General features: G+C 41.6%; 7 protein-coding genes and 1 pseudogene. 2 read left to right on the forward strand and 6 right to left on the reverse strand.

The features are described from left to right. Positions 1 to 36: 36 nt before the first annotated feature. A complete protein-coding gene (locus A7968_RS12520; protein ID WP_064666920.1) occupies positions 37 to 1,362 on the forward strand; it encodes an amidohydrolase in 1,326 nt (441 codons plus the stop codon). A 62-nt stretch (positions 1,363 to 1,424) separates the two neighbouring features. Here the strand turns inward: A7968_RS12520 and A7968_RS12525 are convergent, their stop codons facing one another. After that, a complete protein-coding gene (locus tag A7968_RS12525; protein ID WP_208855840.1) occupies positions 1,425 to 3,311 on the reverse strand; it encodes a M61 family metallopeptidase in 1,887 nt (628 codons plus the stop codon). Positions 3,312 to 3,601: 290 nt separating this feature from the next. Between A7968_RS12525 and A7968_RS12530 the strand changes: the two genes are divergently transcribed. After that, positions 3,602 to 4,228, forward strand: a complete 627-nt coding sequence (locus A7968_RS12530; RefSeq protein WP_064667138.1) for a trimeric intracellular cation channel family protein — start codon at positions 3,602 to 3,604, stop codon at positions 4,226 to 4,228. A gap of 69 nt (positions 4,229 to 4,297) precedes the next feature. Here A7968_RS12530 and A7968_RS23580 read toward each other — a convergent pair whose 3' ends face one another. The 5 genes and pseudogenes from A7968_RS23580 to A7968_RS23585 all read right to left on the reverse strand — a co-directional run. Then, positions 4,298 to 8,947 (reverse strand): di-heme oxidoredictase family protein, encoded by a 4,650-nt coding sequence (locus A7968_RS23580; protein ID WP_064666921.1) that lies wholly within the window; start codon positions 8,945 to 8,947, stop codon positions 4,298 to 4,300. A gap of 461 nt (positions 8,948 to 9,408) precedes the next feature. Beyond that, positions 9,409 to 9,813 carry a GNAT family N-acetyltransferase gene (locus A7968_RS12540; protein WP_064666922.1) on the reverse strand — a complete coding sequence of 135 codons (405 nt, stop codon included), beginning with the start codon at positions 9,811 to 9,813 and terminating at the stop codon, positions 9,409 to 9,411. A 186-nt stretch (positions 9,814 to 9,999) separates the two neighbouring features. Next, positions 10,000 to 10,401 (reverse strand): MAPEG family protein, encoded by a 402-nt coding sequence (locus A7968_RS12545; protein ID WP_064666923.1) that lies wholly within the window; start codon positions 10,399 to 10,401, stop codon positions 10,000 to 10,002. Positions 10,402 to 10,490: 89 nt separating this feature from the next. Next, positions 10,491 to 11,354: a PhzF family phenazine biosynthesis protein gene (locus tag A7968_RS12550; RefSeq protein ID WP_064666924.1), complete on the reverse strand. Its 864-nt coding sequence runs from the start codon at positions 11,352 to 11,354 to the stop codon at positions 10,491 to 10,493. Positions 11,355 to 11,487: 133 nt separating this feature from the next. After that, positions 11,488 to 11,718 (reverse strand): annotated as a pseudogene (locus A7968_RS23585) (hypothetical protein); the annotation flags it as partial. Positions 11,719 to 11,751 lie beyond the last annotated feature (33 nt).

The following is an 11,751-nucleotide window of genomic DNA, read 5'->3' on the forward strand; positions in this document are numbered from 1 at the left end:
ATTGTACTTAGTACTCAAATAATAAAAGGGATTGCTATGTTAAACAAAATTATTTACCGCAGTTTATTACTAAACAGCATCTTGCTAGGCACCTTACCTTCACCAAGTTTTGCAGCAGCTTCTAATGAGCAGCTAAACGTAAATCTTAAAAAAGCTAACCATAGCGTCAGTGAAAAAGTAATTACTTGGCGACGCCATCTGCACCAATACCCAGAGCTTAGTAATCGCGAATTTGAAACCGCTAAATACATTACTAAACATTTAAAAGCACTGGGCCTCGAAGTCCAAACTGGGGTTGCTCATACTGGTGTGGTCGCTAAACTTAAAGGCGGCAAAAAAGGCCCCTTAGTTGCGCTGCGGGCAGATATGGACGCCCTCCCTGTAACCGAACAAGTTGATTTACCGTTTGCTTCTACGCAGACCTCTACCTATCGTGGCAATGAAGTAGGTGTGATGCACGCCTGTGGTCATGATAATCATGTCGCCATTTTGATGGCTGTGGCTGAGTCTTTGGCTAAAGTTCAAGATGACTTAGCGGGTGACGTATTATTTGTCTTTCAACCAGCAGAAGAAGGTGCCCCGGAAGGTGAAGAAGGCGGTGCTGAACTGATGCTCAAAGAAGGTTTATTTAAAGAAAAACCCGTAGCCGTGTTCGGTTTACATGTAACTAGTTCATTAAACACTGGCCAAATTGGTTTTCGTGAAGGGCCGTTGATGGCCAGCTCAGACTCGTTTTCAATCAATGTTCAAGGTCGCCAAACCCATGGTTCAAGGCCTTGGAATGGGGTTGATCCAATCGTTACAGCTTCGCAAATTATAATGGCAACACAAACCATTTCATCACGTCAAGTTGATGTCACTAAAGCCCCTTCTGTTATCTCCTTTGGGGCTATTAATGGCGGTGTACGTTCCAATATCATTCCTGATAGTGTTGAGTTAATTGGTACTATTCGCACCTTTGATCAAACAATGCGTGCAGATATAAAAGAACGCTTGGCGAAAACAGCTGAGTTAGTCGCAGAGTCTGCCGGAGCAAAAGCCGATGTGCATATCGATCATGGCTACCCAGTCACTGTGAATGATGTAAAACTCACCCAAAAAATGACGCCAACACTCGCTAAAGTGGCTGGGACTGAGAATATCATTACCACTGATTTGATCACCGGCGCTGAAGACTTCAGCTATTACGCATTAGAAACTCCGGGTTTGTTTTTCTTCTTAGGTGTTACACCCCGAGGTCAAGATGCAAAAACTGCAGCAAGTAATCACTCGCCACAATTTTTCGCCGACGAGAAAGCATTGCAGCTGGGGGTTGATTCAATGACTCAATTGATTGTGGATTTCTTTGCTAAGGAAAAATAATTTTTAATAAAAATATACCCACATAATGTGGGTATATTCAATTACGGTTAGATTGCTAATATTTATCGCTTAGCAAGTAACTGCGATAAGTAATCTGGCTTGCCTTCAATACGCTCAAGATGAGGGTACTTAAGGCCCTCATGGTAATCAATTTGAATTTCACTGTACTGATCAAAGTTTTTCACCAGTAGCTTAATTGGCGCTGTTGTATCTTTAGCATAAGTGACGGCATCTTTAAGTGCATCACCACTGAACTGCGTATTATTAACCGCAATAATTTGCATACTTGGCGCAAGACCCGCATTAAATGCAGGGCTATCCCATAATACATCGCGCATTTTGCCCTCTTTATTTACTGAAAAGCCCAGAGAATAAAGTAGATCCGTCGCTTTATAGCGGCTTTCAATTGCTTTAATGCCACCAGAGGCTTTGTTGTTATAAATCAATTGCCAACCTTGATCTGCAAGTGAGTTAGACAAGTTAACATGGCCTTTTAAACGCGCATTAATAAACTCATCCCATTGGTACTTTTCAATCCCATTGAGGGTATTGATCACATCGTCAAATTTATAGGTCAGTACATTCCAATCACCGGGATTAACACCAAAAAAGTTGTGGGCAAAATCATCTAATGAATGACCGTTGTTACTCAATTCACGTAATTTCGCATCAACAGCAAACCAAATTAACTCTCCCCCTGAGTAATAATCTTCACTCATTTGATAGCTGCGATAAGGCAACGATGAGCGCTGAGCGATGGTGGGATCGTTAGTAGTATCTAAAATATTACGCCATGCCATACCAGGGCGACCTTGGTCATAGGTTGCGCCTAAACGGGCTAACATATCCATCGCATTTTCTTGGCTCCAAAGTCCAGAGCGAGCTGCAACCACTTGCCCCCAAAACTGGGTTTGCCCTTCATAAACCCAAAGGCCATTTGCCTCTTTTACTTGATTGTAGGTCGGTGTCCATAAGGCTTCAGGACGGCGATATTTACCATTCCAGGAATGGTTAAATTCGTGCGCTAATAAATCGCGACCTACCCATGACTTATCCCAATCAGTAAAATAATTTTCTTTCGCGCTATTTTCACTTGAACGATGATGCTCCATACCTATACCGCCTAACTTATCTGTAAGGGCAAGTAAAAAATCATAATGGTCAAAGTGGTGTGCACCATAAAGCGCATACATTTGTTGGATCAGTTCGCGGTGTGCTGTTAATCCTTCGTCACTGATCTGAAGATCTTTTTCTTTATCTGCAAAGATATTTAAGAACACCGGAGTGTCTGCATTAGGGTTTAAATCAACACGTTTATAGTGGCTACCAGCAAACATAGGCGAGTCGACTAGGTTTTCAAAATCAATTCCCTCAAAGGTAACGGTATTACCTTTTTGCGAAGACTTTTCAAGTGCAGTAGCAAATTGCCAGCCTTTCGGCAACGTTACACTTGGTTGAAATTTAATTTTACGACTGTAATGCCCTGCGGGGTAAAGTGCCACTGTATCCCACTGTAAATTAAGCATTTCAGGCGTCATCATAACGCGTCCTTGCTCTGAACTTTGTGGTGACAAAAATTGATATTCAACATGCAGCTCACGCACCCCCTTAGGAACCTTAAAGTTAAAAGCGTATACGTTAGCAGGATCGCGTTGCCATGCGATCGCTTTACCTTTTGCTGAAATTTTCAACCCCGCCAACTGACTTATTGGTCCAACCGGTGAGTGGTGCCCTGGTATCCACTGCGGATAGAGTAATGTCATATCACCAGACTTCACAGGAATGGTTTCGTTTATCTGAAAAATACGATGGGCAAGATCGGTAGCATCAACATTAATTTTAATTGTTCCGGGAAATATTTTATCAACCGGTTTTTGAACGCCAGCCAGAGCTGGTAGAGCAAGGCCCATAAAAGAACTGAGGGCAGCAGCGATAACATAATTTTTCACTTACTTCTCCAATAAAGAAGCGCAAAGCACGCGCATTTAGTTTTGTCCTGATAATGTGAGTAAAAACACTCGGCAACCTCCATTTTGTTTCAGTAATTACTGAAATAACCATAACTTTATAACGCCATGCAACCCTAATAGCAATAACTTATGGGACCAATGACTATTAAAAGCGTTAAAACAATCACTATCTATCATGACAATTAATCACATTCCGCGATATTCAGGCGCTATAAACTCAAAACAAGTTACACTTATTTACAGTTATTTTTAACGGAATGAATATCAAAGTGACAGCTGACTATTTTCACTTTTTAAACATTATTGGTGTTGCTTTTTTCGCAATCTCAGGAACATTGCTTGGCCATGATAAAGACATTGGAGGGTTCGGTGTTGTTGTCGTTGGCACGGTTACAGCCTTAGGCGGCGGTACATTACGCGATGTATTACTCAATCAGCCAGTGTTCTGGATTGCCCAACCTGATTACTTATACGCAACCTACGCTGCAATTTTCGTTGCAGTCATCTTTATTCGCTATATGCCTGATGTATCAAACTATTATATGCTACTTGTTGATGCTATCGGCATGGCTACTTTTAATGTAGTTGGTATTGAAAAAGCGTTAATCGAAGGCACTACCATGATGGTTGCTATTACTATGGGCATGACCACGGGTATATTCGGTGGTTTAATGCGCGACGTAATTTGCCGTGAAGTCCCGCTGGTAATGCGTGATGAACTCTACTCGACCGCCTGTTTTTGCGGTGGCCTAGCCTACGCTGCACTTTTTTTATTAGGCGTTCCCTACCTATGGTGTATATTTGGCTCATTATTTATTACCGTATTTTTACGACTTGGTGCCCTTCATTGGGGCTGGCAACCAAATATATTTAGGAAAAGAACCGTCAGAAAATAGAGCTTAAAAAGTAAGAGCAGCTAATAAATTATTAGCTGCTCTTGACTGAGGGGGAAATTCAAAATGAATTTACAGTGAGTTTAAAAATGCCAGAACTGCTGATCTATCATTTGCCGATAAACTTTCATAAGCAATTCGTGACGTTTGTGCTTCTCCATCATGCCACAAAATTGCTTCGTCTATCGTTCTAGCACGGCCATCATGAAGATAACTTGGCTCTGCGGTACAAAACTCATTACCTTGCCCGCCGAGGATATTATCTACCCCACCAGTCACACAGGCAGATAAACCAATGCCCCAAAGCGGCGCTGTTCTCCATTCAGCACCTGTAGCCAAGCCTTCGCCTAAGTTATCGGCTAATCCTGGCCCCATATCATGCAGTAATAGATCGGTATATGGGTGAATAGTCTGCGCTCTTAGCTCTGCAAACGGGTGGTGTTCGCTGGTTTCAAATGTACCAGTATGGCAGCCTGCACAACCTATTGATGAAAACAGTGTTTTACCTAATTGCACTTGCGGATCGTCAAGGCTACGTTGTGCTCTCACTCCCAGTAATGATATATATTTACTTAGCTCATCTAAGTGTGCATCTGAAACTTCACTCCCCGCATTACCGCATACAGCTTGTGAGCTGCCACAATCCGGATCAGGAAACACTGAGTTGGTAACACCCATATCGGTATTAAACGCTCCAGCTACTTGGTGTTTAATTGATGCTGCAGCCGCTTTATAACCAAAGCGCCCTAAACGTGTTTGACCCGTGCTAGGATCGATAATACGCTGTGCCTTACCTGAAATCCCATCGCCGTTATTGTCATTTTCATCCGCTAAAGCTAATATCGCACTCTCTGGGATCGCCTCAAGTAAGCCTAAACCGACAAGCTGTGGTGCAATTCGCGCTGAATAACGTGCTGGTGTGGTTTTACTAAATTGGTAATTAGGTGAACGTAAACCGTTATTTTCTGTCCACGACGCAATCGTTACATCCCCTTCGCCTTGTGTTGCATCGTTAATCCCTACGTTTTTAGGTTGTAATACATTACCTAATAATGGATGTGTGTTGCCATTAATATCGGCCACTTTAAACACCCACTTAGCTAAGGAGCCACCAACTTCAGGCGGTGCTGCGCGACCATTACGTACGTGACAGCCAGCACAGCTATCATTAATATAATGCGGTCCAGACTTACCTACTACGTCATTGAATACCCCATTTTCACCATTTCGTTCATCATGCTCACCATTGACAAAACTACTGTGATGCACACGTCGTCCCTGCACAAATGCTTGGCCATTTAAGCTCGATAAATTAGTCGCCATTTGCATAAAATGATTGTCTGGTTCATTGGTATAATTATATGGCAGTGTGGTTTTACCGCCTAACCAACCTTGCTCGGCAATGGGGTATGAATCTTCTCGTTGTGATGAAGGATCGTTAAAGTCCCCCACAGTTTTCCAAGGCACTAATCCTTCACCGACAATGTATAAGTAAGTAGTGCCATAATAGTTTTCACGACCTTCAGGGGGGGCATCAAGAAATTGGCTAACCTCAAACTCCATGCGTTGACCAACTTCAAGTGGTAAAGACCCACCAGCTGGATCCCAGTTCAACGGTCGATAATCATCAATAATCACGCGATAACGGTATTGATCACCTGAATCACTGATCTTATTAAAGTTTGTATCGTAACTACCATTATCCAGCTCAACCACCGCACCACCGCCAAAGTAATTTCCATGGTACTCAGCAACAGTCCCTAAACCACGATACCAAGCTCTAAATTCACGCGCTCCTAGTTTCCACTCGGTAATAAAGGTCACTTCAATACGAGAACCACCTTTAGCAACAAAGTCGACAATTTCAAATTGTGCCGTACGATGATCCCAGTAATGAGATAAGTAATGATCATAAATTTGAAATTGATCTTCTTTGGCATGACGGTCACGGCCACGGTCGGCAAATCGCGTGATTAACGCATCGCCTCTATCAAAACTTATTTCTTGCTCTAACTGTGTAGCTGTATTGTATAAAGGAATAATATTTCCTAAGTTGATTTCACAACCTTGGCTATTTACTTGGCTACCTGCAGGTGTGTTTGGACATTGGTCTTGGCTGTCACTCACACCATCATTATCGCTGTCGCTTTCTGTTTGATTTGCAAGGTTAAACTCTAACCAATTGATATTAAATTCACCGCCGTTCATTTCAATACGAACAGTATGAACTCCTTGATCTAAAGTGACTGACGCGATTGTTTGACTAATAAATGTTTGCCAACCACCGGTTGTAGGCACAGCATCAGTGGCAACAGTGTTACCATCAATTAATACTGTGTAAGTGCCGTTACCAATTTCAGAGGCTACACGGGTAATTAAGTTATACGTTCCTGCACCTAGGTTCGCTTGATATTCAAGCCATTCACCCGCTGAGGTCCACCCGACATTATAACCGCCGCCAGTATCGTTGGTGGTTTCAATATCAACATCATCGTTGCGATATTCGCCGCCAGTATTGCCTGCGTCATTATCAAAATAGTTACTGTAATCTTCAGCTTCGAGACGAAGTTGCTCGGTAACTAACACGCTACAGCCTCCAGCATCAACAACGTCACCCATCGGTGTATTTAAACATTGATCAATGTTGTCATTCACACCATCGCCATCATTATCTGTAACGGGAATTAGCTTGTAATAACATGACTTTACAACTCCAGAAAGAGGGTCACCAAACGTTGCTGTATTACAGTTTACTGGTGAGCTTGCAGTGAGATAATTGAAACTACCATTCGCACCAAACGCAATCGAAGCCGTGCCGTTGAATTCACAACTGCCATTTTCAGTAGCGCATAATGTGTAATCACTCGGTCCTTGATTAGTATTCCCTGAAGATGAATCTGAAAATGTATGCGTTTGTTCTGCAGTGTCTGTAACAACACCGTTATTTTGTAAATAAGTAAACCAGAAACTTACTACATCACCATCAGCTAACCCTGAAAGAGTGAGTTCATTACGGCCATTGATAACTTGCATGCGCACATTTTGTTGACCACCGCCGTTTACCGTATAATGCACATCAGCCCACCCTGTGGTATCAACGTAAAAAACAAGGCTATCCGTTGATGGCTGCTCTAATCCTTCAGGCAAAATAATCACAGGGCAGCCAGTAGCATCAACCTCAATACCTGCTTGAGTGCTAGGGCATTGATCGAGACTGTCATTTACACCATCTTGATCGCTATCGTTTGGCGCACTGCCACCACCGGTCCAGGTAATATCATCAATGGCCATTTGGAAGCTGTAACTTGGCTCCTCGGTTGCTACCGATGTAATATTAAAATGATTTTTTATCGATTGTAATGCCACTAAACTCCCAGCTAAATCAGTAATAGGAATACTCACTTCACTCCACTGACCGTCTCGTACAAGCCCATATTGGTTAGTATTGGCCGGGAAGGTGATCCAATTCTCATTAGTGTAGGTATCTGCTATGCCTATTCTAAAACTAACATCAGCAGGAATTTTAATATTAAAGTTAAGATGGCCATCTCTAAAATTACTCATATCACGTGCTTGACGACTTTGAATACCTGCGCCAAACCATTGATTTGGCGTATATTGCCAGGCAATAACGTCGCTCCCTTCATAAGCCTCGGTTGTGCCTTGACTGAGTGAATTTTGATTCCAGATATAAATATCAGCATTGCTGCCAGGCACTAACGCATTATCGCTTGGGCCTTCACTAAATACATTAAATGTGCCCACTTCTGGTTGTGTTAAATTGCCATTAAATACTTGCCCTTGGCCATCAAGCTCATAAATTCGCACATAATCCACAACCATTTTTCCAGGTAGTGGCGCGCTCACCTGTTCATTGCTCAACGCATCGGTAAATAAACCACCTACTGCAAGGTTCATTAACAAATAAAATGGTGCATTAAACTCACTGGATTCAGCGGATATTGGAAATGGGTTATCGTACATATCGTATTCAACCCCATTGTCTTCAACCGTGAAACGAATTTCATCCTCAGTCCAATAGGTACGGTAGGTAACAAATCGATTTGTCAGTGGGGTTGCTGATACGTGAGCGTTATCAGTTTGATACGCCACACTTGCAGCACATGTTGGGTTACCAGTGCTACAGGCTGCATCCGCATAGAAAATTAAATTTGATCCAGTATAATTATTACTCGGCGCATCAGGGAAACCAGCGTCACTTCGCCCTGCTTGAGATTGACCCATTTCCATGATGTCAATCTCGCCTTTAGCAGGCCATTCAGCAGTACTGGTACCAAGCATCCAAAGCGCAGGCCATAAGCCAGTATCCACATCAGACACTTTCATTCTAATTTCTATCATGCCGTATTGCACAGCTAATTTATTTTTACTTTGTAACTTACCAGAGGTAAATGCTTTACCACCTAGAGCTTCGTTTTTAGCTTCAAACACAAGGCCCTTGTTACCAGCTTCACCAACGATATCGCTAATGTAGACATTATTTTCGCTGTACCATTGTAGCTCTTGATTACCCCAGCCACATAAGCCTTGATCACAACCATCACCAACATCGATATTCCAAACATCAGTATTTAAATTATTAAAATTATCTTCCCAAAGTAAATTGCCCACGGCGGCATTACTTTGCGAGGACGCGCAAATGATCAGGCTAGCAAACCCAATATTTGCAAGCCTCGTAGTTAACTTGCTATTCGTTTTCACTGTGTGTGTCTCCAAATGTCATTTAAAAACTTCTTTCGTGGTTAGCCACTAAAGAACGAGTCCTTTTTATTCATCTCACAAACAACAGAAATGAAAGCGCTTACATTAAGATCCATAGCAATTCCGAACAATTGAAATGTAGCGCTTGTCAAACACACGCATTGTGGTAAACCATCCTTTTAAATAGTTTTAGCGTGTGCAGAGTAATAAATTTAGCATGTAAGCGCTTACATTAACAAGTTAATAACAACAATTAAAACAAATTAACTTTAACTATTTTGGTCAGGCTATAAATTATGGACCGTTGTACGATTGGAATGTAGTCTTAGAGGCTTGTAATAATGCAAATAGTGCGATTTTAGGTACTAGATACCTATATAATACGCGCTAGATTATAGAGTTTATCTTAAGCATTAATGAAGCAACTTATCAGCAACCAGAGAAAAGGTTGGGTACTTGTATCACCAGCTGACAGACATTTTATAATACTGCACACCTGCTTTATCAAACGCAGGGCCTTCAACGTCCATCCCAAACTGTTCATAAAAACTACTCGCAGTTGTACGTGCATCACACCAAAAATAGTTAATGTTCAATTGTTTTAAATGTGTAATAACATGAGTGATGACTGCAGAGCCAACGCCCCTACCCTGAAAGTTAGCTAAGGTAGCAAACTTTCTTAAACGAGCGACATTTCCTTGGCTATAAACTGACGCGACACAAACCAATTCATCATTTAAAAAGCCACCAAAGTGAGTGGCCGTTTCATCTCCCACTACTTTGCAAAATTGCAGCGGCTTCTGCGGCCACAAAACACAGTGCCTGATCGGTAACGCCTGCTGCCATGTGATTTGTTTTATCTGCATAATCCCTCAAAATAAGTGGTTTAAATACCACTTAGCAACATACTCGTTTTTAATTTAAAGCAAAGCATGCCGATTTAACCACTCATAGTATGCTTGCTAATGAACTGCATGTTACTGCGCATGGTAAAATTATTTGATGCTTCATATTGTTAATCCACATAGTGCTATCTGCAAGTGCTCGATACACTAAAACATTTTTTCAATGCAATACATCAGCCACATTGCGATTACTGCGATGAAGTTAATTGTAAAAACAATACCTCGCAGTCTTATATTTGCAGTGAACACTTGAACACCACTGTGCATTACTCGTCCAGCGATAAATACCCAAGCCAGTAAACAATAAACTGAACTAATCTGCGAGCCAGAAGATATTAGCAACACACAAATTAGATGAAAAAACATCGGCCACTCAAACTGGTTACTCAAATTAGCACTGAGTTTTGACTGTATAGATTGATAGGGATTAGAGCCATCAGCTCGTTGCCCTAGCCCCCAGATACTCGGCGCCCTAGCGATTGTAAGTAAGCCATATAGCACTGCACATAAAATTACGTGAGCAAACATGGGTAGGAATATGGTATTCATTTTACACTGAATCCTTTAAGATCAATCTCATCTTGGCTAAAACAAGCCTCGAATAAAACTATCAATTACTAGGCTTAAGAGAGTAGCTGTTATACGGCGATTAACACTGTACCAATACTATTGGCAAAACCACCCACTTTTACGCTGCGTATTATTGAATTATCAGACTCAACCGATGCCGTAATTACAGAAATGCAATTCATAGCTCTACCTTGTTCAAAAACATATTCACTCCCTAACTCAGTAAGATGCTCACTAAGGTAACAGGCTAAAGCCCCACAAGAACTCCCTGTTGCTGATTCTTCAGAAATACCAAACAAAGGAGCAAAATTACGACAGCTTGCTGTATGTTTACTTTGCAATTCACAAAGCTCAAAAACATGAAAACCAACAAGGTTATGCTGTTTGCAAAAATCAGCGATACGTTCATCGTCTGGCACTAGTGTATCTAAATAGCCACGAGGAACAGCAATAATCACATCTGCGAGCCCTGTGGAAATAGCTTCAATCGGTAAGTGTGTGCTTTCAAGTATATTACTTTCTAAGCCAATAACATGGGCAATTTGTTGAGATGAAAAGCTCGCTATTTTTTCAGGTAATTGCTGCTCCATGACGACCTTACCATTTGACTCAATAGCCACTGACAGCATGCCAGCTTTTGTGCGCTGAACATAAGAACCCGCAGTAAGCATACCTTTTTGGTACATTGTAGAAAAAGTAGCTAACGTAGCATGGCCACAAAAATCCACTTCTGCTGTTGTTGTAAAAAAAGACACCGCAAAATCAGCTTCATTATCACTAGCAACAAAAGCTGTTTCTGAATACCCAACAGCTTGGGCAATTTTTAGTTTTTCAGCATCTGAGAGGTTGTCAGCATTAAACACAACACCAGCAAGGTTGCCACCTTTGCCATTTACTGTAAACGCGCTTACCAAAGCAACTTCAATATCCACCTATACAAACTCCCTCTATAACGAGCCTTATGAATAACTCGTTTTATTTATTTTTTAATTCATCAACAATAGCCGAGTTACTATTCTGATTCAATGGTTTAGCTGTTATGGCAGGAGCATCAGGCTTTATTCTTTATCCATGAAAGACCTCAACCTTAGCTTTGTCAATAAAAAGCTGCGATGTATAAACTCTAAACATGGCGTTCCCTAGTTTAGCGATCGCCTCATTGCGTTTATTCATTGATACCTCAGTTTGCGCTATGTATATACTAATTATGATCGCTGATTTATGTTCACTCCACACTATAGCTGTAATGCTTCAAGCACCAAAGCCACCTGCCCCTGAACGATCGGCTATGTGCCATAATGACACATGACTTGCCAGTGCATAAAAATC

The organism is Pseudoalteromonas prydzensis, from assembly GCF_001661495.1.
GTDB classification, from domain to species: Bacteria; Pseudomonadota; Gammaproteobacteria; order Enterobacterales; family Alteromonadaceae; genus Pseudoalteromonas; species Pseudoalteromonas prydzensis.